Source organism: Agrobacterium sp. SOY23 (assembly GCF_027212525.1).
GTDB classification, from domain to species: domain Bacteria; phylum Pseudomonadota; class Alphaproteobacteria; order Rhizobiales; family Rhizobiaceae; genus Agrobacterium; species Agrobacterium tumefaciens_I.
Window position 1 is genome coordinate 37,765 of sequence record NZ_JAPWDT010000003.1, and the last position, 24,445, is coordinate 62,209.

The 24,445-nt window shown below is 59.5% G+C and carries 20 protein-coding genes and 1 tRNA gene; 7 read left to right on the forward strand and 14 right to left on the reverse strand.

The window, feature by feature from the left end; all coding sequences use genetic code 11:
- Positions 1-69: 69 nt before the first annotated feature.
- A complete protein-coding gene (locus O3S81_RS09085; RefSeq protein WP_269342518.1) occupies positions 70-1,407 on the reverse strand; it encodes an SGNH/GDSL hydrolase family protein in 1,338 nt (445 codons plus the stop codon).
- A gap of 421 nt (positions 1,408-1,828) precedes the next feature.
- Between O3S81_RS09085 and O3S81_RS09090 the strand changes: the two genes are divergently transcribed.
- Positions 1,829-2,977: a glycosyltransferase family 4 protein gene (locus tag O3S81_RS09090; RefSeq protein ID WP_269342519.1), complete on the forward strand. Its 1,149-nt coding sequence runs from the start codon at positions 1,829-1,831 to the stop codon at positions 2,975-2,977.
- Positions 2,978-3,032: 55 nt separating this feature from the next.
- Positions 3,033-4,148: a glycosyltransferase family 4 protein gene (locus tag O3S81_RS09095; protein ID WP_269342521.1), complete on the forward strand. Its 1,116-nt coding sequence runs from the start codon at positions 3,033-3,035 to the stop codon at positions 4,146-4,148.
- 90 nt (positions 4,149-4,238) lie between these two features.
- Here O3S81_RS09095 and O3S81_RS09100 read toward each other — a convergent pair whose 3' ends face one another.
- The 6 genes from O3S81_RS09100 to O3S81_RS09125 all read right to left on the reverse strand — a co-directional run bounded on the left by O3S81_RS09100 (position 4,239) and on the right by O3S81_RS09125 (position 12,537).
- On the reverse strand, positions 4,239-5,435 hold the full coding sequence (locus O3S81_RS09100; RefSeq protein ID WP_269342523.1) for a glycosyltransferase family 4 protein: 1,197 nt from the start codon (positions 5,433-5,435) through the stop codon (positions 4,239-4,241).
- A gap of 50 nt (positions 5,436-5,485) precedes the next feature.
- Complete coding sequence (locus O3S81_RS09105; RefSeq protein ID WP_269342526.1) at positions 5,486-7,048, reverse strand: O-antigen ligase family protein; 1,563 nt, start codon at positions 7,046-7,048, stop codon at positions 5,486-5,488.
- 76 nt (positions 7,049-7,124) lie between these two features.
- Positions 7,125-7,802, reverse strand: coding sequence for a hypothetical protein (locus tag O3S81_RS09110; RefSeq protein ID WP_269342528.1), 678 nt, complete (start codon positions 7,800-7,802; stop codon positions 7,125-7,127).
- A complete protein-coding gene (locus O3S81_RS09115; protein ID WP_269342529.1) occupies positions 7,795-10,080 on the reverse strand; it encodes a polysaccharide biosynthesis tyrosine autokinase in 2,286 nt (761 codons plus the stop codon). The genes O3S81_RS09110 and O3S81_RS09115 overlap by 8 nt, the downstream gene beginning before the upstream one ends.
- Positions 10,081-10,183: 103 nt before the next feature.
- Positions 10,184-11,041, reverse strand: a complete 858-nt coding sequence (locus O3S81_RS09120; RefSeq protein ID WP_269342530.1) for a hypothetical protein — start codon at positions 11,039-11,041, stop codon at positions 10,184-10,186.
- Between the two features lie 170 nt (positions 11,042-11,211).
- Positions 11,212-12,537: a hypothetical protein gene (locus tag O3S81_RS09125; protein WP_269342531.1), complete on the reverse strand. Its 1,326-nt coding sequence runs from the start codon at positions 12,535-12,537 to the stop codon at positions 11,212-11,214.
- A 489-nt stretch (positions 12,538-13,026) separates the two neighbouring features.
- Here O3S81_RS09125 and O3S81_RS09130 point away from each other — a divergent pair, with 489 nt between their 5' ends.
- The 3 genes from O3S81_RS09130 to O3S81_RS09140 all read left to right on the forward strand — a co-directional run bounded on the left by O3S81_RS09130 (position 13,027) and on the right by O3S81_RS09140 (position 16,780).
- Positions 13,027-14,250 carry a glycosyltransferase family 4 protein gene (locus O3S81_RS09130; protein WP_269342532.1) on the forward strand — a complete coding sequence of 408 codons (1,224 nt, stop codon included), beginning with the start codon at positions 13,027-13,029 and terminating at the stop codon, positions 14,248-14,250.
- A 73-nt stretch (positions 14,251-14,323) separates the two neighbouring features.
- Positions 14,324-15,796, forward strand: a complete 1,473-nt coding sequence (locus O3S81_RS09135; RefSeq protein WP_269342534.1) for a lipopolysaccharide biosynthesis protein — start codon at positions 14,324-14,326, stop codon at positions 15,794-15,796.
- 36 nt (positions 15,797-15,832) lie between these two features.
- Positions 15,833-16,780, forward strand: a complete 948-nt coding sequence (locus O3S81_RS09140) for a polysaccharide pyruvyl transferase family protein (RefSeq protein WP_269342535.1) — start codon at positions 15,833-15,835, stop codon at positions 16,778-16,780.
- 74 nt (positions 16,781-16,854) lie between these two features.
- Here the strand turns inward: O3S81_RS09140 and O3S81_RS09145 are convergent, their stop codons facing one another.
- From O3S81_RS09145 to O3S81_RS09155, 3 genes are all read right to left on the reverse strand, one after another.
- Positions 16,855-17,646 carry a metallophosphoesterase family protein gene (locus O3S81_RS09145; RefSeq protein ID WP_269342537.1) on the reverse strand — a complete coding sequence of 264 codons (792 nt, stop codon included), beginning with the start codon at positions 17,644-17,646 and terminating at the stop codon, positions 16,855-16,857.
- 264 nt (positions 17,647-17,910) lie between these two features.
- Positions 17,911-18,516 (reverse strand): transglutaminase-like cysteine peptidase, encoded by a 606-nt coding sequence (locus tag O3S81_RS09150; RefSeq protein ID WP_269342538.1) that lies wholly within the window; start codon positions 18,514-18,516, stop codon positions 17,911-17,913.
- A gap of 147 nt (positions 18,517-18,663) precedes the next feature.
- The gene (locus tag O3S81_RS09155; RefSeq protein ID WP_269342540.1) at positions 18,664-18,966 is read right to left on the reverse strand and encodes a hypothetical protein; all 303 of its coding nucleotides are present in this window, start codon (positions 18,964-18,966) and stop codon (positions 18,664-18,666) included.
- A 346-nt stretch (positions 18,967-19,312) separates the two neighbouring features.
- Between O3S81_RS09155 and O3S81_RS09160 the strand changes: the two genes are divergently transcribed.
- Positions 19,313-19,870 (forward strand): HNH endonuclease, encoded by a 558-nt coding sequence (locus tag O3S81_RS09160; RefSeq protein ID WP_003585610.1) that lies wholly within the window; start codon positions 19,313-19,315, stop codon positions 19,868-19,870.
- 30 nt (positions 19,871-19,900) lie between these two features.
- Here the strand turns inward: O3S81_RS09160 and O3S81_RS09165 are convergent, their stop codons facing one another.
- Together O3S81_RS09165 and O3S81_RS09170 are read right to left on the reverse strand one after the other, a co-directional pair.
- Positions 19,901-20,416 (reverse strand): disulfide bond formation protein B, encoded by a 516-nt coding sequence (locus O3S81_RS09165; protein WP_269342548.1) that lies wholly within the window; start codon positions 20,414-20,416, stop codon positions 19,901-19,903.
- Positions 20,417-20,680: 264 nt separating this feature from the next.
- Positions 20,681-20,765 (reverse strand) — tRNA-Leu (locus O3S81_RS09170).
- A gap of 295 nt (positions 20,766-21,060) precedes the next feature.
- Here O3S81_RS09170 and uppQ point away from each other — a divergent pair.
- On the forward strand, positions 21,061-21,693 hold the full coding sequence (gene uppQ, locus O3S81_RS09175) for a polysaccharide biosynthesis GNAT family N-acetyltransferase UppQ (RefSeq protein WP_269342550.1): 633 nt from the start codon (positions 21,061-21,063) through the stop codon (positions 21,691-21,693).
- A 52-nt stretch (positions 21,694-21,745) separates the two neighbouring features.
- On the opposite strand, the gene O3S81_RS09180 is transcribed toward uppQ, so the two are convergent.
- Together O3S81_RS09180 and uppV are read right to left on the reverse strand one after the other, a co-directional pair.
- Positions 21,746-23,017, reverse strand: a complete 1,272-nt coding sequence (locus O3S81_RS09180) for a GNAT family N-acetyltransferase (RefSeq protein ID WP_269342552.1) — start codon at positions 23,015-23,017, stop codon at positions 21,746-21,748.
- A gap of 7 nt (positions 23,018-23,024) precedes the next feature.
- On the reverse strand, positions 23,025-24,440 hold the full coding sequence (uppV, locus tag O3S81_RS09185; RefSeq protein WP_269342554.1) for a Wzx-type polysaccharide biosynthesis protein UppV: 1,416 nt from the start codon (positions 24,438-24,440) through the stop codon (positions 23,025-23,027).
- Between the last annotated feature and the right edge of the window lie 5 nt (positions 24,441-24,445).

Consider the following 24,445-nt stretch of genomic DNA (forward strand, 5'->3'; position numbering starts at 1 on the left):
GTTCCGCTGGGGCGCTGGCGAGGGCAAGTCCTGCGCGATGGCATTGCCGTGCAAGATATTCTCCATTTTTCAACCGACCAGGTTGCCTTTCGGCAGGTCCCCTTCGACTGCAATGATCCGTTGAACGTAAACAGGCTCGTTCGAGGCGGGGGCGCTGCTGCCGAATGCCGGGAGGATTCTGAGATAGAAATTATATCCGGCCGGGCTGATATCGGAATCTATGGCGATCCCGTTGGCCGTGGCCCACATCCAGCCGCTACTACCGGTGGTGTTGGCGTTGCTGAATTGCAGGGAAGAGCAGGTGATCGTCCGGATTGTCCCGCCGCTTTTCACATTCAGTGTAATATAGGGAAAACGTTGCTTTTCGCTGTTTTTATATAACAGGGCGAAAGAAACGGTCCGGCCGATCATTGCCGCGGCTTCGGCATTGCGAAAGTGCCGAAGAAGCCCGGCTGTCTGGTTTCCATTCGCATAGACGGCGAGGCTGTGGGTGAAGGATGGGGAAAAGACGACATCCCCGCTTTTGGCGGCGGAACCCGAGGAGGACGAAGTCCAGCCGCTGGGAAGTGAGCCGGACCAATCGGTGAAATCGCCATTGCCGATGAGATTATCGGCGGGGAGTTTCGGCCAGCAAGGCGTCTGGAAACCACTATCGGACGCGGAAGCCAGATAGGAATCGAACAGGGCCCGGGCGACGAGCCGGAAGCCAGCTTCGTTTGGGTGAATATTGTCCCGGTAAAGGCCGGCATCCTTGCCCTTGGCCAGAAAGGCGGCATGCGTATCCACCAGTGTGAGGTTCGGGTGCGTTCGCGCCAGATCGAGAATTGCCTGGTGGACCTTGTCGTAATCCGTCCCATCACGCCAGGGGTTCTGGGTGGTGATGAGTTGCGGAACGCCCGGCCATTGCCATTCGGTCATGCCCAGCGGACCGAGCAGCGTGGCTCGCCCGGCGCTCAATATGCCACCGGGGGTCTCGAAGCTTTGCATATTGTGGCCCTGATGCAGGATGCACAGATCGGGACGGGGAATCTTCAGCGCCGCCGCGCGCTGTTCGGCGAACATATTGCCGGCCACGGCACCCGGCAGCGTTGCGAGATAGATGGTCAGCGTCGCACCCGTGCCGGCGTGCAGCGTGACCGGATCCGCATAGGCCTTTGGCCCGGTGGGGGCGCTTGTCTGCCATTCCGCCCATCGATACAGCACCACTTTCGCATCGTGCAGATCGCCGAGCAGCGTCGCGAATTGCTGAAATGGCCCGGCTTCGGGATAAGCGGTGCTGTCGCCGTTCACGAAGATCGTGGCATTCCGACCCGCCGTCAGCCGGGCGCGTAAGGGGGAGAACGCGTTTAAGGAGGGTCTCATGCTGCCCAGGGTGCGGGGAAGAAGGCCGAGCGCTACGCCGATCATGCCGCCACCTCTTCCGTTCGCGCCATATATATGCATATGTTGTGTTCGAGCGGTGTCATCGTTCGTTCTCCTGTCTGGCCTCAGGATAACTCCGCCATGGGGCACGGGGAAAACATGCCGGGAACGAAACGGCGATTGACTCAAAAAGCTGAACGTCGCGAATTTTTCTTCGATATTTTCTAAAGTATAAAAACAGAATAATTTTCTTTTGTATTTGCTCTATTGGATTTTTAATTCACGCACAGGTTTGAATGACATCTTTTTTAGTCTTAAGCACCCGGTGTCGCTCTGCGGCGTCCTATCCCGTTGAAGATACCGCTGTCGGTGACGAACAGGCTCCTTTTTTTCATGGGACGTCCGTTCATGCCCGCAATTGCGGACAAGGATGCGTTGATTGCTTTCATCCGGCAGGGGTGATGCCATGACATCCGCGCTTTTTGTCAGCCATACCGGCGAGAAGGGCGGTGCCGAACTTTTCCTGACGGACCTCGTCAAGGCCGGGCCGCATTCCTGGCGTGCCTGTTTTCTCAGCGGCGGTGCTGCCGCCGCTGATCTGGCGGATGCCGGGCGGCCTGCGGTGATGTTGTCCGCCGGAGAAAAAATGCTGTCAATCCGTCGCGATTCGTCATTCGGCGCATTGCTTCGCGGCGCGGCCGATGTGATGGCGGTTGCCTGGCAATTGAGCCGGGAGGCGAAACATTACGATGTGATCTGCGCCAATTCGCAAAAGGCGCTTTTCGTCTGTGCGCTGGCGGCGAAACTCAGCGGCCGTCCGCTCGTCTGGGTTCTGCACGATATCGTCACCGATCCCGCCTTCAGTGCCGTCAACCGCCGGGCTTCGCTGGCATTTGCGCGCCTTTTCGCCAGGCTGGTGGCCGTCAATTCCGAGGAAACGGGCCGGGCTTTCATCGAGGCCGGCGGTGAGGCCGGTAAAGTGCGCATCGTTTACAACGGTTTCGATCCTGCCAGGGCAAGTGTTCACGAACCCGGCACGGCCGCGCGGCTGCGCGCGGAACTGGGCCTTGGTCCGCAGCCGCTTGTCGGCCTGTTCGGCAGGCTGAGCGAATGGAAGGGGCAGCATGTGTTCCTGGAGGCGATTGCCGCGATGGAGGGCGTGCAGGCGGTCATCGTCGGCGGCGCGCTTTTCGGACAGGAGGCCTATGAGGCGCGTATCCGCGAACAGGCGAGCCGTCTTGGTCTTGATGATCGCGTCCGCTTCCTCGGTTTCCGCTCGGACGTGCCGGAACTGATGGCGGCCATGGATGTGGTTGCCCACACCTCGATTGTCGCCGAACCCTTCGGCCGGGTGGTGGTCGAGGCGATGATGTGCGGGCGGCCGGTTGTCGCCACGCGTGGCGGTGGGGTTACCGAAATCATTCGCGATGGCGAAACGGGCCTGCTCGTGCCGCCGGGGGATGCATCGGCGCTGGCCGCAGCACTCGGCTGCATCCTGTCGCAACCGGCCTTGGCGGCAAGGTTGGCGCAGAAGGGGCGTGAGGATGTGAGCCGGCGTTTCTCGCTGGAGGAGACCTGCCGGTCCGTTTCCGCGCTGTTGAAGGAAGCGGCGTGATGTTCCGCCGGGTGATCCAGTGTGGCAGGCAGTGTCGGCAGGCGGAAGGGTAAGGATGCGCATTCTCGTAAACATGCCGAGCCAATATGGCGGCAAGGCCTCCGGTGTTGCTCGTGTGGCCTTCAGCCTGCTGGAGCGGCTGCTGGAGCAGACGGATGACGACTACATCCTGCGCTCTCCCTGGACGCGGACGCAACTGCCCGAAAACCTGCGCGACAGCCGGCTTCAGCTCATCGAAACGCCCCGGCCGCGCATTATGGTTTTCGACGTGTTGCGCCAGGCTGCGGTGCTGCCTGCGCTTTGCCGTCGGCACGGCATCGACGTGCTGTTTAATGCCGATCCCTTCGGGAGCCCTTTTGGCGGCAAACGTCGGGTCACCCTTGTTCACGATCTTTATTTCAAAACCATTCCCGAACAGATCGGCTGGCGGGCGGCCCTGACGACCGATTTCATCTTCCGCCTGATGCTGGCCGGATCGGACCGGGTCGCCTGCGTGTCCGAAGCGACGCAGAAGGATCTGGCGCGATTTTTCCCCGCCGCTGCCGGCAAAAGCCTCACCATCCACTCCGACAGCACGCTGAATGTTGATCCTGAGGCCTTTGAAGCCGTGCCGCCCGTTGCCGGGCCCTATATACTGGCGGTCGGAAACGCGACCTCCAATAAAAATTTCGGCCTGCTGGGCAAAGCCTTTGCCACAGTCGGTAAAAACCGGCCGGATCTGCATCTCGTGCATGTGGGCCGTGATGAGGCCGAGGAAATCGCCGGTATGCTGGATGATCCGGAGTTGAAGACCCGGCTGATCCGGCTTTCCGGCATAGAAGACCGGCAACTCATCGAGCTTTACCGCCACGCCGCCTGCCTGTGCGTGCCTTCCACCTATGAGGGGTTCTGCCTGCCGGTGCTGGAGGCGCAGCAACTGGGATGCCCGGTTGTCTGTTCCAATCGTTCGGCAACGCCTGAGATCGCGGGCAAGGGTGCGCTCACCTTCGATCCGGCTGATGCTGAAAGCCTTGTTTCCGCGCTTGAGCGGCTTTTGGCGGATCCCGAACTGGCAGGCGATCTTCGCCAGGCGGGATATGAAAACCGCAAGCTCTATTCATGGCAGAAGGCGGCGGAGAGCTATGCCCAGCTTTTCCGGCAAAGGCCCGACACCCGGAAGGGAACGCCGTAAGCGCGGCCGATACCCGTCACTTCCTCATTCCCGGAATGGACGGCTTGGGCCGGGGAGTATGGAGGCCCGTCCTGTCCCGAAACTGGGGGCTCACGCCTTGCGCACATCCGAATAGAGCTTTTCATAGGCCGCAACCACCCGTTCGGGTGCGACGCTCTGCGAAATTCTCTCTCTGGTTTCCGGCGTCTCCGCAAGCAGGGTGGGATTGCGCATGGCGTCCGCCATGCGTGCTGCGAGTTCGGCGGCGTTGCCCGGTGCAAACAGGCGTTCCGGCCTGTCCGGGCCGATCTGTTCGGCAACGCCGGCAAGATTGGCGCCGATGACGGGTATACCGCGCAGGATGGCTTCCGCGACGGTGCGTCCAAAAGCTTCCGGCCACAAGGGCGGCACGATGAGGCAATCTATGCCGGCAAAGAAACGATCGGCCTCCACATAGCCCGGAAATTCGACCGGGAGACCGGCTGTCTTTTGCTGATAGGCCTCGATGCCTTCCGGCGCCCGGCCCGCCATGACCAATCGCCAGCCCTGCGATGGCAGAAGCCGCAATGCTTCGATCAGCAGATCCGCCCCCTTGGGTGCCTCGATGCGGCCGAGATAACCGAAAACGAGCGGTTCTCCCGGCGCGCGGGCAATGCGCGGCTCTGGCTCACCCGGCGGTGAGATGGCGTTCCAGATCACCGCGCGGCGGCTTTCGGGCACATGGGTAAAAAAGCCTGCCCGCACATGGCGTTCGACGATATCGCGACCGACACCGGCTACGGCATCGACCGCACATTGGCAACGCCGGTGCAGATAGGAAAAGGCGCGGCATTTTTTGCTGCTGCCATCGCAGATATGCCCGTCGTGGAACAGGGAACCGTTGGTGCACATGCTGGTGAAATCATGCAGCGAATGGACAAGCGGAATGCCGCGCTTGCGGATCATCGGCCAGATCAGCGGCGTCAGTTCCGAGAGCGAATGGGTGTTGACCACGTCGGGCTGGAAATTATCGATGATGTGCGCGAGCCGGCGAACGAGGCGCGGATCCAGCTGCACGGCGACTTTATAATATTTTCGCTTCCACTCCGGTTGTCGCGCCCAGTCGCCGATAAAAAACGGCGTGGTATGCCCGAGGCGGTGAATGGCGAAACCGTCGCGCTGCTCTGCCGCCTGCCGTTCGCGGGAAATGGCGGCCACGGCAACCTTGTGTCCCTTGTCGGCCAGCCCACGGGCGAGGTCTTCCACGAATATTTCGGCCCCGCCCACGCGGTCGGGAGAAAATAGCGAGGTTACCTGCAATATCCGCATACCCAAATTCCTGCGTCCAAATTTTCCAATCAATAAAACATTTGCGAAATCTATGCCGAACCTAGCCCTCCGGGCAGATGCGCCGCATCTTTCGCAGGCCCTTCACTCCCGGGAAATTGCATCCGCCTTCTGCGCCCGCCCCGTTCCACTCCTGGCGGATTGAGGCAGAGCGTGACGACGGGTGCGAGGAAAACGGCGTAGGTCATGGCGAAGCCGGGAATCTGCAGCGAAAAATCAAGCGTCGAATGCAACAGGACAAGCAGCAGCCCGGCAAGGCCGAGATGAGACGCATAACGATAGTTTTTGCGTTTGCGCGCCCCGCGAATGAAAATCAGCAATTGGGCGACAATAAAAAAAGCCGCGTAGAAGGGGAAGGCGGCGCCGACCGTCAACAAGCCCTCGGCATAGACATTGTGGGCATGGGTGACGACTGCGTCCACGCCGCATCGCGCCAGGTGATAGGGTGCATAAATTTCCGCAAAGCTTGCAAGGCCCGACCCGAGCGGCCAATTGTCGGCGATGGCACGGGTGATGCCCGGCATGTAGCAGAAGCGCATATCGTCTTCCATACGCGTTTCCATGCGCAGCGCCACCCGGTTGGCGAAAAGCGAGAAGAGGGCGATGGCGACCGCGATCATCAGCGCGGCCCAACGTCTCGACCCGCGCCGCCTGCGCCGGGGGGAAGCCGTATTTCGCCCGATCCTGGCAGGAGAGTTGAAGATGGTCAGCAGGATCAGGACGACCAGTGCCGCGAAGCTTGACATGATCCCTGCCCGCGATCCGGTCAGCATCAATGCGATGAAGCAGAAGGCGGTGAGCGCGCCGATGAAGGCGGCCTGGAGGACAAGGCGTTTCTGGTCGTCCGGCACGGTCAGACGATTTGCCACCAGCGCCTTCACCCTTCCCCAGTCCGGGGCCAGAAGCCTTTTGTGTAATAAAACAAGGAGCGTAAGAAGGATGAGGCCGAAAAATGTCGCGGCAGTATTGCGGTTGACGAAAAGGCCGGTCAGGCTGCCGAGATAGGCGCGCTTTTGAACCACGCCGAGTGCTTCGGGAAAAAGCACAAATTGCAGGATCGAAAACAGCGCGAGCCAGCCGCCGGCGATTGCGAACCATCGCAATGTTTTCGCCGCCAGCTCATCGGTATCGAAAATCACGAGACCGGCCATAAAAGCGCCGAAGGGCAGGGCGGCGCTCATCAGCCCGAGCCGGTCATCTGCGGGCGTCAGTGAGATCGTGGCGACCGGCGCAATCTGCGTGAACATGGTGGCGACGGACCAGGCCGGGTTGGGGGCTGCAATTGCCGGCATGGACGAGGCCTGCAGCAACATCTGCACGATGAGTGCCGCCAATAAAAAGCAGGCAGCGACAAGCACCTTGCCGGCACCCGCCCTGGGCGGGCCGAACAGAAGGATCGCCGGCACCAGCAGCAGATAGATGGCGGCCGTGACAACGATGCGGCTTTCGATTTCCGTCGCACCTCGATTGAGAAGTGCGAGCAGAAAAATGGCCCAGAGCACGATTATTGCGACCTGCCGGAGATAGCTCAGAAATGCCACCGGCCGAGGCTGCGGTGAAGAGAGCGGTTCTGATCGGGCTTCGGTAAGCGACATTTTTTGGCTTTATCGGTGCTATTTGTGGTGGTTATGTGCGAACGGGGGTATGGCATGGCCCTTTCGCCATGTTGGATCATGACAGCGGCGTCGCGCGTTTCGCGCCTGACAGCGGCGGTTTTGGGCAGATATCGGCAAGCGTCCAGCGCAGGATTTCTCCTTGCCTGCCGCAGACCACGGCTGTATCCGCCTCACGGGCTGTCTCGGCCTGTGGCAAGGTTTCCTTTGGAAATTGCCGCCACATCACGAAACGCCCACGGATCAGATTGGCATCGGCCGGCCCGTAGAGCTGGGAAAAATTCATCAATACCGCGATTTCCATGGGTGAGGCGTTGCGCAGCGAACGAACCATGGCAAGACGCAGCCATACATCGCCATTGGCGGGAAAACAAAACAGCGCGTGGCGAATATAGGTTTCGGCAAAACCGAGACGCTCCAGGCCGGAAACGGATGCCAAATCACTGCCATTTGCATCGAGATCGGCCAGAACAAGCCTCAGCCCGGCTTTGACGATATCCGAACGACAGATTTTTTCGGTAACGACGGGGCGAAGATCCTCGACCGTTTTCGCAAGCAGATCCGGCGCAAGGCCGTTGCCATCGTCAGCGATCCTCGCCATGGCGACAACATCGGAAAACCGCCGGCTTTGCGAAAATGCCTGTGCCGCGACGGACAGGACGAAGATGGAAATGACGAGGACCGGCACGACCGCGAGGATTGTCCGCAGGCGCATCACGCCGTCACGCCTAGTCATGGTAATATCGCGTGTAACGTGAATGATAATATTCGCTGGAACCATAGGCCCGGTAAAGCTTCAGCTTTTCGGTATCCACCTTGTTGAGGATGACGCCAAGGCACTTCTTGCGGACATGGACCTCATTCTCCACGGTGTTTCGCACCGCCCTGCGGGCCGTTTTGCCCCATTCCGTGACGAAGATGAAACCGTCTATCCGCCCGGCCATCGCCCGCGCATCGACCACCGGCCCAAGTGGTGGCAGGTCGACGATGATGTAGTCGAAAGCGTTGCTCGCTTCGGCCAGCAGCTTGTGCATTTGCATCGAAGTCAGCAGTTCGGAGGAATGGGGCACGCGCTGCTTGATCACTGTGGGCAGGAATGCAAGCCCGGTCTTTTCGTCGCGAAGCAGCACCTCCCGCAGGCTGCGGCCCTCCAGCAGGACTTCGAGCAGGCCCTCGCCGGCATGACGCGCCATGGCGCGCGTGGCGCCGGGGTTGCGAATATCGGCATCCAGCAACAGCACCCGCGCGCCCTGCTCCGCAAGGAGCTGCGCGAGGTTGATGGAGATGGTGGATTTACCTTCGCTGGGCAGGGTCGACACGACGCCCACGATCCGTGCCCCGCTTTTGGCGGGAATGCCAAGATCGATGGCCAGTCTGGTGCTGCGCAGCGTTTCGGAGAAGGAGGAGAGCGGGTGGTCGACCGCATAACGCGCGACGCCGGAAGGGCGCGTGATGCCGGCAGCGTTTTCCTGTCCCGTCGGCGGGGAATCCAGGGCCTGCTTGTTCGGGATGAGCGGGGTATTGCCGAGGAATTCCAGTCCGAGAACGTCGCGGACCTGTTCTCCCGTCCGGAAAAAGCGGTCACGGAACTCGCGGAACGCGGCGATGCCGCCGCCGGCTGCGCCACCCATGATCATGAACATCGCCAGAATCAAAGCCTTGTTCGGCTTGCTCGGAACCTTGGGCGGCATCGCCTTGGAAATCACGCGCGCTTCCGTCACGGGGAAGGATTGTTGCTGCATCGCCTCCTGATGGCGCTGCAGGAAAGTCTGGTACATGTTCTTGTAGGTTTCAGCCTCACGCTGCAATTCACGCAGCTGAACCTGTGTCTCGCCGGCCGAGTTGCTGATATCCGTGGCTCTGACGACGCTTTCCGCCAGCGATTTTTCCTTTGCCTCCGAAACCTCCAGATCGCTTTTGTAACTTTGCGCGACGCGATTGATTTCCTGGAACATCAGCCGCCGGTATTCCTGCATTTCGTTGCGCAGACGCACCGCCTGAACGTGGTTGCGACCAAGCCGGCTTGCTATCTCCGACTCGATCTTCGAGGCTTCGAGGTATTTTTTACGCAGCTCGTTTGCGACGGAACTGTCGAGAATATCGGTAACGACGGCATCGTCATCTCCGGTGGCGAGAATGTGCTCGATGCGCTGCACCCGCGCCCGCGCCTTGGCCGTTTCCGATTGTGCCAAAATCAGCGCGCTGTTGGATTCGGCCAGTTGCTGATCGGAAAGCAGGCCATTATTGCCGGTCGAAATCAGATTATGTTCGGCGCGAAATTTCTGCACGGCCAGATCGGTGTCGAGTGCCCGCTGGCGCAGTTCCGAAATACGGTCGGACAACCAGTCGCTGGCGCGCCTCGTCGCTTCATATTTGGAATTCAGCTTGTCCACCAGATAGGCTGAAGCCACGGCGTTGACGATCTGGGCAGCGAGAACCGGTGATGTCGAATTGTAGGTGAGTTCCAGCGCATAGGTCCGGCCGATGCGCTTGACGCTGAGGTCGCCGAGCAGCCGATCCGACAGCTCCCTCTTCAGCGTTTCATCATCGACAACAGTCGCTTTTTTCTTTGACGAGAACCATTGCGATACGTTCACGAGCGAGCGGACGGTGCCCAGCACTGAACTCAGAAACGATGCCCTTGTGGCATTGAATTCCTGATTTTCCGTAAGATTGAGACTGTTGACGACGGCAAGCCCGATGGTTTCCGATTGCAGGACCTCGACCTGGCTGAGAATGGAAACCTCGTCCTCGACAACACCGCCGATCGTGGAAAGCTGCTCGACGACCTGGCTGTTGTTGCGGTCGATCAGCAGGGTTGCCGTGGCTGAATAGATCGGAACGGTCGTTGCGGCGAAGGCGAGACCGATGGCCCCGGCAACCGCGATTGCGGCGAATACGACGCGCCACTGCCGGCGGGTTATCGCAAGAACGGCGTCGATGTCGATAAAGTCGCTCGAAAAGCCGCTTTTATCGTAGTCGGCCGTCGTCAGGGGATCGTGCCTTTGCAACAACTGTCAGCCTCGCTGTTTTTCGGCGGGCGTGGCGCCTGCCGAATCGCGGTTATGTCACAGAACCGGCGGCAGCCTTTCCCTGGGAAAGGCCGCAAAGCCAAACTCAAACGGGACTTGTACTGGTAGGGGTGCTGGTGCTGCCGGTTGAAAGCGCGGACGATGTGCCTGTGCTGCCGGCCGTTCCGCCAATACCGCCGCCGCCGACCGGGGCGCTTCCGCCGCCAGCCTGTGCGGTACCGGTGCTGCCGGCATCGGTTCCCGAGCCGCCAATGCTGTTGGCGCTGGCGGGGGTGGAGCCGGCGCCACCGATCGGCGATGCGGGCGCTGCTGCGGCAGCAGCTGCCGCAGGCGCAGCCGCCGTTCCCGCTATATTCTCGCTAAAGGCTATGAGAAGATCGGAAGGTACGCTGGTAGCCTTTGTCTGCAACTGGATGGCGGCTGCAAGTATCGTATTGCCGCTCCGCATCGCGGCGGCGTGGGTGAGGGCGAGGCCTTCACCGACGACTTCCGAAAAGTCCTTGTTGCCGACTTTCTGAGCCAGCGCGACGATGGCGGGCAATTCACTCGAATCGCTCAGGATAAGTGCCGAAAGCTGTTCGGAGAACTGTGCCGCGCTGGTGGAAACGGCGATGATCGGAAACCCGCTCGTCACTTTGCCGGTCACGTCGGCAGCTGCCGCATCCGTGCTGGAAGCGATGGAGATCAAATCCCTGATCGTGCCCTGTGTGGGAGACTGTTTGAACAGTTCCGCGGCGGTCATCGAAACCGTGTCCGGGCTTACGCCATTGACACGGGCCAGAAACGCGGCGGTGCTTTCATCAGCGGCCTTAACGGGCGCACCGGTTACTGCACTCGCAGCCGCGGTTGTTGCGTCCTGTGCGTTGGCGACCGTGGAAATAAAACCGATGCTGGCAACCAACATCGCGCCAGCAAGCATTGAGCCGTTACGAAGCCGAGACATCACATCTCTCCAAATTATTAAAATACAAATTTAAGTACGAAAATATCGAGTATGGTTACTCAACATCTAAAAATCTGCTCTTAAATCGCACAGACCAAGCGTAGGATCAAGTGCTAAAATAGGCTTCGGGCAGGGACTTCCTCCTATCCTTAACGCCGGGACACCGCCCTTCAAAAAACTTCCAGAACCGTGAGCTGATCGCTGGCGGAAAGCTGGTATTGCCCCCCTTCCTGCGAAAGCCTCTGTCGGCTCACCGAACCGTCATCGAGGAAGCGGTGCGCGATGACCTCGCTATGGGAGCCGGCCACGGTAAAGGCCATGGGCCGTTCGGCCGGCGGGTTTTCGATCTGCGCCGGCCATCGCCAGGCTCGGATCGCCAGCCACACGGGCACCAGCAGCGCGCCATCGGGCCTTGTCAGCCGCAGGGAAACGCAGTCGGAAGCGTTTTCGAGGAAATCGAGCCTGCGTTCCGCCGGCGCCGTCTCCTGCCTTGCCGTGCAGAGCGAAAGAAGGCCACGAACGGCATCATAAGCGGGTGTGCGGCTCAGATCGTGACGCAGCAGGCCAAAGGACGATTCCGGGTTCGTTTCGTCCAGGGCGAAACTCGACACCATTTCATAAATATAGGTCCTGCGGATGCCGGTGATGAAAGACCATAACAGCGTGCGCGGCATATAACGCGCCTTGATGCCTTCCGTGACAGGCAGATGAAAGGTCTTGGTCTTCAGCGCGGTATGATAGCCGATTTCGGTGGCGAGAACGGGTCGGCCCGTCACTACATGCGCCGATGCGGCGACAAATTTTGACAGTTCTTCCGGCCCGGTCGTTTCTGGGTTCTCCATTCCCACATAGGCATGAATATTGCCGTAGTCGCACACCTCTCCGAGGCTCTGCGCCAGCGGTACGTTCCCCTGAATATAGCTAGGTGCGACTATGCCGACAGCGTTCAGGCGCGGCTGGGAGCGGATCGTCTGGTGCAGCGCAAACTGATGCTGCGCAGAGATGCGTGGCGCGTTTTGCGGGTCCTTGATCAGCACCGGCTCATTGCTGCCCTCGAAAAGATCGATACCGCCATCGCACCAGTCGTAAAAATCCGCGATCTTATCGAGCGGTGTCGCGAAATAGGGGTTGAGATCGTCATAACAGATGATGGTGAGGCGCATGCCGGCCGCAACAATCCGGCGCAGACGCTGGAAGACGGCGCTGTCGCGGTTGTCCTTCGCGGTGATGATGCCTTCATCGCGCAGATGGCGAATACCGAGTGCCTCCATTTCCGGCAGGATGCGGTCGAAATATTCTGGATAGACGCCTTTCGTGCGGGCGAAGTGACTGCAGACGCCAATACTGTCCAGAAAGGTTTCCGTATCGGCGGAAACAACGGTCTGGGCCTGTGCGGTGACGGGGCGTGCGCCTGAAGCGACCGCCAGTGCGAAGGGCACTGAAAGCAGGCCGCGGCGTGTCAGTCGGCCCATCGCGATCGGCTGGTTTCCATTCATCTGCGCCTCCCGGCAACATGGCAAAAATGATGGATGCCCGCCATCATGCGGACATCACCGTGTAAAACGGCGAAGATGCCTCTTGAACGTCGAGATCAGATTGTCCTGAAAACTTCCGGCAATGAGACCGTCATCCAAATTCACAAGTTCGAAACGAAATAATGTTATAAATCATTAATATAATTCCGGGAGGCAGCGGAGTTTCAAATGTTGGTCCCGGACGATTTGCCTGCGGATATCAGGATAACCGAGACCAGTTCTTTTCGCAACACGGGATGGTTTTTGTCGCGTCGCGAAAAAATCACTTGAAATGCCGGTAAATCCCGTGCTTTTTGAGAGCGGATTTTTTGTATTCATATTTTCTAACGTTAAATCTGTCCCGGTTTTGTATTTTCTGATGCCCTGTCGCTCCCGTAATATTTGGGAATTTCAGGCGGGGCCGGGGCGGATGCCATAAATTTTCGATGAAGGAAAACAGAGCGTATCCGCATGCGTATTCTCCATCTCAGCAGCCTTTATCCGCCGCATATTGTCGGGGGATGCGAACGCTCGGTCGAACATCTTGCCGAGGAACTCGTCTCCATGGGACATACGGTCGGCGCCGCCTGCATAGAGCGGCAGGCCGAACCGAAAACGGTGCGCAACGGCGTCACCGTTTACCGCATGTTCCACAACAACGATTTCTGGCTTGAGGACTGGCCGCAATATACGCCGCAGCAGCGGCGTGTGCAGAAGCTCAAGCAGCAGTGGAATTTCGATGTCGAAAAGCAGTTCGAGGCCGTTCTCGACGATTTCCGGCCGGATGTCCTCAACACCCATTCGCTGCTGGATGTGACGACGCTGGTGTGGCGGGCGGCGCATAAGCGCGGCATTCCGATTGTCCACACGATCTGTGAATATGATCTTCTGTGCGGCAACGCCGCCATGTTCAAGGGCGGCAAGCCCTGCGAACACATCCATCTCGGCTGTCAGGTGGTGAACTTCACAAAGAAATTCACGCAGCGTTATATTGGCGCGGTGGCAAGCGTCGGCACGGAAATCCTCAAGACGCATGTCAATCACGGGCTTTTCCATCATATTCCGGAAAGTCTGCGCCGCGTCATCTTCTATTCCTGCACGGTTCCGGAAGGCGATCCTGTCGCACGCCGCAAGATCGACCGCACGGGCCGGCCGCTGACCTTCGGTTACATCGGCCGTATCAATACCGAAAAGGGCGTCGGCAACATGGTCGATGCCTTCAGGCAAATCGGTCACGGCAACTGGCGCTGTCTGGTGGCCGGCCAGGCGATGGATGATTCCATCGAACGGTTCACGGCACAGGCGGGCGATCTGCCGATCGAATTTATCGGCTGGGCAAAACCGAAGGAGTTTTTCGAGGAGATCGACGTGCTCATCGTTCCCTCCTTCTGGGCCGAGCCTTCGCCGCGCACGATCTACGAGGCTTATGCCATGGGCGTGCCGGTCATTGGCGCGGCCTCGGGCGGCATTCCGGAGCTGATCGGCGAGACAAACCATGACTGGCTGTTCGAGCCGGGCAACGCCACCGACCTTGCCGCGCGCATCCGCCGGGTGCTGACGCTTTCGCGCGAGGAACTGCCGACGGAGGCAGATTTCGGAAACATCGTCGAGGAATCCACCTCGCGCCGGGTCGGTGAAAATTATGTGAAACTCTATGAGGACGTGCTGGCGAAAAGCAAGGCTGCGGCTGCATGATGAGCCTGCTGTGGCCAAACCCTGATCCCGCAGCCTCTGGCGAGGCGCGATCCAGTGGGCCGGGGCTTTGCAAATGGTGAGGTTGGACGACAGCTCTCCCCGTCTGGAAAAGCGCTCGATCACAAGCGCCTTGTGGAGTGCGGTTGGCAGCTATGGCAATGTGTTTTTGTCCTTCATTGTCTTTCTTATTCTGGCGCGCCTCTTGGCGCCGGACGAGTTTGGGCTTGTCGCCATAGCGACGGTTTTCGTGGATATTATCCTCGTCATTGCCCGCGGCGGCTTGCCGGAGGCAGTGTTGCAGCGGCCCAAGCTGGACGAAGACTATGCCGACACCGCCTTCTGGTTTTCACTCCTGTGGGGAGCGGTGTTGTGTGCCCTGCTTTCGCTGGCGGCGCCTTTCCTTGCGGGCCTGTTCGGGATTGCCGAACTCAGCCCGGTCTTGATGGCGCTTTCCACCGTTCTCTTCATCATGGGCGCCGGCACCATCCATGAGGCCAGGCTGCAGCGCGAGTTCGCCTTTCGCAAGCTAGCCATACGCGCGCTCCTGTCCAATTTTCTTGCCGGTGTGATCGCAATCGCCCTTGCCCTGAATGGTTGGGGCGTATGGGCAATGGTCGTTCAACGGTTGATCGCCAGTCTCGTGACGACGGTTATGAACTGGATTGCCAGCGGATGGGTGCCACGCCTGCGTTTCGTGCGCGCCTATGTGGCCGATCAGTGGAGTTTCGGGTCGCGCATCTTCGCCGCAAATTTTCTGATGGGTCTCAATGTCCGCCTGCAGGAGCTGATCGCCGCGACTTTTCTCTCGACTGCGGCCGTGGGCTACATCCGGTTGTCATGGCGGTGCATCGACCTCGTCAGTCAGCTGGCTGTCATTCCCCTGACATCGGTGGCGTTGACGAGTTATGCCCGCATCAATGCCGAGAACAAATCGCTCGAAAATGCCTATTTCGGTTTCATCCGGCTGTCGGGTGTCATCGCTTTCCCGTGTTTCCTGGGCCTTGCAGCCACGGCGCCGGTTCTTGTTCCCGTCGCCTTCGGCGAAAACTGGGCAGCCGCCGCGCCGGTCACGCAATTATTATGTCTGACGGCTCTGCCGTTTGTCGCCAATTCATTCGTCTGGCCGCTTCTGACCGCCATCAGGCAGGGTGGCAAAACCCTCTTTCTGTCGTTTCTGCAGGTCGTGATCGGTTGCGGTCTTGGTCTTGCCGCCGCACCTTTCGGCTTGCTGCCGGTTACTCTGGCCCATGTGGTAAGGGCCTATCTGACGTGGCCGGTCGCCTTGGTCAGTGTCAGGAACAGTGCAGGCATATCGATAGGCGGTACGTTTCGCACCTGCATGCCGCCGCTCATCGCGGCCGTCGCCATGGCTGTTCTGGTGAGCGGCCTCTCCTGGATAATGGGCGAACGTTTCTCCAAGCCGGTAACGCTGTGCCTGCTGGTTTCGGCAGGGGCGGTGATCTATCCGGCTCTGCTTTTTGTCACCATGCCCCGGGACATAAGGGGTGTGCTCAGGGAGGCCAGAGCGCTTCTTTCACGAAAATGAAATTGCAGAACGGCTTAATTTCAGGACGAGGTTCTAATGAAGACGATTACCATTCTCGATACAACCGTAGCCTCGGACAATCTTGGCGATCAGATCATTCTTGATGCCGTCAAGGGCGTGTTGCTTGAGGTCGTTCCGCAAGCCTATCCCTATCATGTGGCGACCCATGAATATATGACGAATGTCTCGAAGTCGCTGCTGCGCCAGAGCGAAGCCGCCTTCGTGGCCGGCACGAATATTCTCGCGTCGAACATGGAAGCCCGCGTGTTGTGGAAGCTGCTGCCATGGGATGCATTCGCCTTCCGCGACACCGTTCTTCTTGGCTGCGGCTGGATGAACTACATGAAACAGCCAAATGCCTATTCGCGCTGGATTTTGAAGAAAATCCTGTCGGATAAATTCATACATGCGGTGCGTGACAACTACACCGCCGAAAAACTCCGATCCATGGGGAAACAGGTTCTGAACACCTCATGCCCGACCATGTGGGGTCTTGGCCCGGACCATTGCAAATCCATTCCCACAGGCAAGGCTTCTTCCGTCGTCACCACGCTGACCTTCTACCTCAATCGGCAGGAGGAGGACAAAAAGATGATCGAAATTCTGAAGGATCGTTACGACACCGTCTATTTCTGGCCGCAGCAACGCGAGGATACGGCCTATCTCGCTTCGATGAATATTTCCGGGTTGAAGTTCATCGATCCGACTCTCGCGGCCTATAATCACTTTCTTGATAATGAGGATGTGGATTTTGTGGGCACGCGCCTGCATGGCGGCATTCGCGCGATGCAGAAATTTCGCCGCGCCCTGATCGTCAAAGTCGATAACCGGGCCACGGAAATTTCCAAGGATACCGGTTTGCCGACAATGGATCGCAAGGATTTCGACAGAATGTCGAACTGGATTTCCGGGAGCGACGTGCCACCGATAAAGTTGCCGGTGGACGCAATCGAAACCTGGAAACGGCAATTCAAGAGCGCGTGAGAACCCGCAATTCGTTACGGCCTCTCGCACACGCATGACGGCCGTCTTTCGGGATAATGAGCCGATTGCTCACCTCAGCTCAGCAGCTGCAAGCCCGCATCCGAAAGTTTGAGGACGGTGAGCCTGCCCGTTGTAAAGGCGCCGGTGTCGATGCCGATCCGCTGCGGGCCGGTTTCGGGTTCGGCGACCGGCGTGTGGCCATGGACGACGAGGAGATCCAGGCCTGCGCCTTGCGAGAGGAATGGCTCCCTGATCCACAACATGTCCTCATCGGTCTGCGCTTCCAGCGGCACGCCTGGCCTCAAACCGGCATGCACGAAGATATAAGGCCCTATACGGGCGCTGATGGGCAGGCTGGATAAAAGCTGGCGGTGGGCTTGCGGAATAGCGCCCAGCAGGGCGTCCTTGAATGGCTGCAGTCTCAGGCGTCCCCTGTGCAGGAAATAATCGATATCGACGCCGTAGGACAAAAGCGTCTGGCGGCCGCCAAAATCCAGCCAATGCATGTTGTCCTGCGGGTTTTCAAGAAAATCGTTGAAGAGTTGCTCATGGTTGCCGCAAAGCGCGATACGGCGCAGCGGTGCCGGCGGCGCCTGCAGCAAATGTTCCAGAACCCCGCAGGAATCGCGGCCGCGATCAACGTAGTCACCAAGGAGAACGACCAGTGCAGGAGAGGGGTCGGGAGCCAGGTCCGCAAGGATTTTCCGCTCCGCCTGCAACAACAGGTCGAGAGTGCCATGCACGTCACCAATGGCGTAGATCGGGAATGAGGCCGGTTTGTCGCCAAGGTCCAATCTGCGCCGCCTCCGGTCGTCGCGGGGGGGTGGTTGTTTACGACCGCGAATCCAGTTGAGCACCTTGGGCATAATTGGCGATACTGTCTCTCCCGCACAAGGTCAAGAGCGTTGAAGGCCGCCGCCGCATCACCCGCCGAAGCGCAGCTGAGGCAATGCGCGACCATCCACCGAAGCCCTGCCGAATGAAGCAACCAAAAGCGGCTCAGGAAGGCAGGATGCAAAGGTTTTCGGGGGATAAAATACCCTCTCCGGTGTTCGAAAGACAGGTGGTTTTTAACCCGTGATCCGTGCCCGCCGCCCGAAACCGCGCAGCGGCTTCGGAAGACAAATGCCCTAGAGTTTCAGCCAGACACGCGGGTTTTCGTGCGACTGGATCTTGATCCATTTCAGATCGACCGCTTTCCACGGTTTGACGACATTGGTGCGGTTATCCAGCACCATATCGCCCTGGCTGGTGCTGACGATCAGAACGGCGTGACCTATACCTTCCGTGGTGCGGGCGGTGGCGATGCGCAGGGCGCCGGAAGGCCAGCCGGCGCGCAGGAGGCGCTGTCTCTTGGTCACCGCGAAATCCTCGCAGTCGCCGCTTGCCGGGTTCAGCTTCCAGTCGTCTTCACCGTCCCGTTCACCGGCATAGCTGATCGACGTATTGATCTCGTAATTGATGCGCTGGAGTTCCGCGCGGTTCTCTTTGGTCAGTTCCACCGTGTCGCGATCGCCGATGCGGATGCACTGGTCGGCGGCATCCTCGCAAAATTTCGCAAAGGCGATGGGTGCGATGGTGGAGCGGGTCGTCGTCATGAACTGGCCGGGCCGCGGTGTGGCAGGCTTGTGGGTCAGGCCGCCAAGCTGGACCGCCGATGCCGTTGTTGCCATGCCTGCCGTCACGCTGGCAGCGATGGCAAAAACCCTTGCCAGACGGATTGCCTTATTCGCCATGTCCTTGCCCCTGCACAGTTGCTTTTCCTTGTGCCTGGCACCATAGCGGCCCTTTGTTGCGGGCCGTTTAAGTCGATAGATTGCATTTTAATGAAATCTAATTTTGCTGCCGCGTGACGGGAACAGGCAGGAAACCGGCAGCGGCCCTCACTTGCAGCGGGTGCGGCCCTCGGCGTCGACAATGCAGCTCTGTTGCGGAACGGCCCGTCTGAGCTCCCGCCGCGTATCGGGCGAGGCGCTGCGGCCTGCCGGTGGCCGGTCGTAATTTCGGTAGATTTCGAAATTATGCCCGCCGATCGTTCCCTGCGCGCCGCCCCGGCGATCCGGCGTCACTTCGAAATTCTGGTATTGCTGGGCATGGGCGCTCGTGGCAAGGCCGATCATGAGGGTGAAGGCCCCGGCCGCCAGGCTGTGCCGCAACCTCGTCGCTTGCCGTCTGCGCAAGATCATGGCCGTTTCCTCCATTGATGCAACGATGGATGCCTCCGCCGCATATTTGCCACGGCCGGCGCGCATTCATTTCCAATCGCTGGTCGGGATCATCATATCACCGATATTGCGTCCGGCGTGAGAAGGATTTGTGCCGGCCGGCGGGCGAATCACCTGCCTGCTGCTTCGGCCGAAGATGTCGTGTGGCTACCGGGTGCGGCCGGGCGGCACGATCGCCAGCAATGCAAAAATGACCTTTCTGCGGCTCAAAAATTAAGCTCTTCGTCGCTGCATTTATAGGCTTCACAATCCTGTAACAACGGACCTAATATACAAGTGCAGATGCCGAATCGCTCAGGAGAAGCCCTTGACGATTGCAGTTTCACCACAGGCCCTGCCGGCGCTCGTTCTGAACGCAGACTACAGGCCACTGAGTTATTACCCCTTGTCGTTATGGTCCTGGCAGGACGCGATCAAGGCTGTCTTTCTAGACCGTGTGAACATCATTGCAGAATATGATCACGCGGTGTCGTCCCCCAGCTTTTCCATGCGGCTGCCGAGTGTCGTCAGCCTCAAGACTTACGTGCAGCCAACCCGCAACCCCGCTTTCACGCGCTTCAACGTTTTCCTTCGGGACAAGTTCGAATGCCAGTATTGCGGCACGCGGGACGAATTGACCTTCGACCACGTGATTCCCCGCGCGCATGGCGGTGAAACCACCTGGCACAACGTCGTCGCGGCGTGCTCTCCCTGCAACCTCAAAAAAGGCAGCAAGCTTCCCAAACAGGCGGGCATGTTCCCGGCCCAGAAGCCCTTCCAGCCGACGGTTCAGGATTTGCACAATAACGGGCGTCTGTTCCCGCCCAACTATCTGCACGAAAGCTGGATGGACTATCTTTACTGGGATACCGAGCTGCAGCCCTGATCCTTCAGGACTGCAACATGGTTTTTCCGCTTACCGGCTTTTACGGCTCGCGCCAAAAAAGGCGACTGCCGCAAGTGCAACGCTTGCGATGACATTCCAGCCCGCAAAAGAAAGGCCGAGCACCCGAAGGGCGGCGTCGTTGCAGGAGGGCGCCTTGATGGCGTTCAGATTGCCCAACAGGTCGCCGGCATTGGTGGTGATGGAAGGAGCACCGGTCGCACAGGTGATCGGGCCTGCCCAGAAACCCCATTCCACGCCGGCGTGATAGACGCCAAGCCCAGCGCCGATCAGCATCGCCACGCCGATGAGGGCGAGGAGCAGCCGGGTGATCTGCACCGGCAGCTTGAAGATGCTGGCCGCAACGGCCAAAATGCCCAGCGGAATGGCGTAATAATAGGGATCGCGCTGCAAGAGGCACAGTGCGCAGGGCGTATAACCGCCAATATGCTGGAAACCGAGGGCGGAGCCGACGGTGAAGATCATTCCCGCCGTGACGCCGAGAGCGGCGAGCGTGCGGCTATTGTCGGCGGTGGTCGCATTGGCCATGTTGTTTTCCTCAAACTTCACGAAGAAGCAGATATCCCGGACGGGCTTTCAAAAAGGCGGGCGTGATGGCGAAATTAAGTCGCCGGTCTTCACGGGGTGTAACGGGATTCGTCTAATCCAGTCCGCCGCATCTGGCAAATGAAAGCCCGGCAATGTTCGGGGGATGTGTAAGCAAAGTTTCGTGAGCTTGCCGGTGGCGCAGGGCCATTGAAGTGGCCACGGGAATGCGCTGGACAAAATAAGGAAGTCAGTTCTGTTCGGAAATGGTACCCCAAGCCGGGATCGAACCAGCACTCCTTTCGGAACCGCATTTTGAGTGCGGCGCGTCTACCAATTCCGCCATTGGGGCAACGGTGGTAATGCCACGGCGTCTATCATGGGCAAGACCATGCGTGCAACCCCAAAGCTGACTTATCCTTCTGAATTGCGCGTGTTTGCGCGCGCGGTTTTCCGTCTTTGACGTGCTGCCAATCAAAATGTCGCGGGCGGTGACTGTGCCGGTTCACTACGCCCACGGTCGCGGCATTAGGGTAATATTAGGGACCTCTAATAAATTAGAATATACGCAATTACTAATTGAATTATGATGTCAGGGTGGAATTTCCACGCGGGGCGGGAATGGCCAAACTCATAGGGAGGAAATTATGAGGGCGCTTTCTCGCAATTTATTATTGTCTGCCTGCCTGATCTTGCCGGTCTATGCCCATGCGCTGGATATCGGCCTTGGCGGCGAAAATGGGGTCAATGCCAGTGTGGGTGACAATGGCAGCGGCGGGCTCGGGGTTGATGCCTCCGTTGGTGGCAGCGGTGGTGTCAATGCCAGCGCCGATGTCGGCGGCAGGAGCGGCGGCCTGGGGGCGGATGTCAACGCTTCGGTTGGCGGCAGCAACGGGGTCAATGCGGATGTCAATGCATCCGTCGGCGGTTCCAGCGGCGTCAATGCGGGTGTGAACGCTTCCGTTGGCGGCTCTGATGGCATCAATGCCAATGTCGGGGCGAATGTCGGTGGATCGGGCGGACTTGGCCTCGGTGTCGGGGTTGGCATCGGCGGCTCGGGCTCAACCGGCACACCCGGAAATCCGGGTGGCAGTCCTTCCAATCCCGGCGGCTCGGGCACGGTGTCGCCCGGCGCTGTGCGCAACGCCTTGCAGGCCTATAACGACATGTCGCGGACCGAGCAGATCAAGCTCGCCCGCCGCTGCATCGACATTCTGGGTGGCGGATACGATGCGGCCTTGACGCAATTGTGCAAGATGATCCGGACGGCGTCGCGCTGAAAAGGGGCTTCACTTGCCGGGTCAATCCGAAGGGCGCCCGGCGTCCTTCGGATCAATTGCCCTTGCGTCCGAAGGACAGGATTTTCTGCCGCAGGCTGCGGGCGAGGTTGCGGGTGTTGCGGTACATGTCCACCTGCGTGGAAACCTGCCGCACGTCGCGGTCGCTGTTTTGAGTCAGGCCGACGACCAGCGTGCCCATTTCCTGCCGTTCCTGCCAGAAGCGGCTCATGATCGGATGATCTGGCACGGCGCAACTGTCGCTGCGCAGAATATTGGCGTCATCCAGGTGCCAGTCGGTCAGTTTCTGCACCAGCAGCTTGCCGGGCGAATATTGCGAATAGTTTTCGTCGAAGGCGGTCTTCCACGTATAGGCCTCGCCGGCCGTGATGAAGACAACCATGGATGCGATGGCGCTGCCATTGAGATCGATGGTGTGGATACGCACCGCATCCGCTTCTGCAAGATTGGTGATCGCCTCGCGGGCGAAGGCGGCGCGATATCGGTCATTGACCAGCGCGGTGCGTTTGCGGCCTTTCCAGCCACTCGCCTCCAGCGCCAGAAACTCTTCCATGCGGTAGCGCACGTCCTGTGGCTGCCGGGTCACGGTGTAGGAGAGGGGGCCAAGTTTTTCGAGCTGGCGCCATTGCCTGCTCATTTCGCGCAAGTGGTGCGGGGCAAGGGCATTTCGTAGATAGGCCCTGCCATCGAGGAGACTTTCCAGCATCGGTCGATGATAATGGCCCGTCGTTGTCACCGGCAGGTTGCGGCTGAGCGCGATGGCCCTGAACATGCGGGCGAAGGGTCCCTCCAGTCGCACATCCGGCAGTACCAGAACATTCGGCAGGCGCATGTCCCGGTCGGAAAGCGCGTCAAAAAGATTATCGAGGGTTTCGGCCGCCCCCTCGGTGTCGACCAGCGGCGTGCCGAGCGGTCCGAATGGATTGGCCCAGACGCGAACGATGGAAGGGCCGATGGAAAAGCCCGGCTTTTCCACGGTAAAGGGCATCAGAAAGCGCATGCGGCTTCTGGCGCCGTTCTCGTCGCGGATGAGCGCGAAACGCACGGACTTGTCATCGATGCGCGGCATGGCGGGTGCGAGAAGCCGCCCGGTGAAGAAGACGTTCGCCTCCATGACGCGGTTGGACAGGAAGTCGAGCTCTTCCTGCATGTCGTAACCGAGCTGTCCCGGATAGATACAGAATTCCCGGCCGTCGCGCCCCACGCGCCGGCTGCTGTCGGCCACCGGCCGGTCACGCTCCGCGGACGCCATCAGCGCAGCGATGCGCGGGTCCTGAAAATCCGGATTCTTTGGGTCGCTGGACATGCTTATGTTACACCGCCTTCCCAGTGTCTTGACCCGCCCGGGGATCGTTGAAGGCAAAAAGGACGATCCCGAGTGTACGGCGAATGGCAATATGCAATAGCACAGCTTCTATGCACATGGCTATCGCCACCGCTGCCGCGGCCCCTGCCAGACCATAGACCGGAATGAGCGCCATGTTGAGTGCAATGTTGCAACCGAAGATGATAATATAGAGCGCAACGCACAATTTTTGTTTGCCGGCCATATTCAGCAGCGTCTCTCCCGGGCCGATCACCGCTTTTGCGAGGAAGCCCGCAAAAAGGAAGAACATCAGCTCATACCCCTGGACGAAGCCGGGGCCGAACAGCGACAGCAGGAACGGACCGGCCAGAAGCACCACGCTGCCGACGGCGAGCGACGGCCAGAACGCCCAGCGCGCGGCCTGGCTGGCGAAACCGGCAAGCCCCTGCCGGTCATTGGCCGACATCAGGGCGGCAAGGCGCGGCGCGGCTGCCGCCTGCACGGAGAAAAACACGAATTGCATCAATACGATGGTCTTTGCCGCGGCAAAATAGATGCCGACCTGATCGGGCGGCAGGTAAAGGCCAACGATCACCACATCGGAATTGGTCATCAGGAAGCCGATGCCGTCGATCAGGAACATCGGGAAGGCGAACCTTATCCAGTGGCGGAAATGAACCCTGCGGGCCGAGTTGCGGAAATTCCGGTTAAGCCGGCGGTTCATGAAGGCGAAATGGAAAAGCGTGGTGACATAGGTGGCAAGAAGGGCGGTGAGCATGGCTGTCGTTGCGGTTTTTTCCGCACCGAGAGCGATTGCCGCCAGCATGAACAGCAGGATCAGCACCGGACGGACGATATAGGTAGGGCTGAGCGCGGTGACCGCCCAGCCATTGGCGCGCGCGGTGCCGTTCAGCACGTCGCCAAGCGCCACCATAGGCAGGGTGAAGAGCGCCAGCGAAACGGGAATAAGGTAATAGGAGGCGATATGCTCGCCGAAGAAATATAAGAAAACGAAGCCGAAAACCGCAAGCGCGCTGGCCGACAGCATGGCGAAGATGCGTGCGGTCGAGGTGAGCCCCATGATCTTGTCATGGGCGTCCTCCAGACGGTAGCCGGGTAAAAAACGGATGACGGTGGTATGGAAACCGAGGCAGGAGAGGTTGCCGAACAGGATCACCAGAACCCAGACAAAGGCGAAAAGGCCATATTCGAATTCGCCCATCAGCCGGGCGAGAATGATCTGGGAAATGAAGGCGATGCCGGCGCTGATGATGCGCACTGCGAAGGTGACGAGCGCCATGCGCTGCGCGCGGGAAACTTCATCCCTTCCGGACAGAAGGACGGCGATTTTCGTTCCCAGCGGCGAAAGCTTCGCGCGCAGGCCTGCGGGTAAGGCTTTTTCCGCCGTGTTGAGGATAGCCATGATCC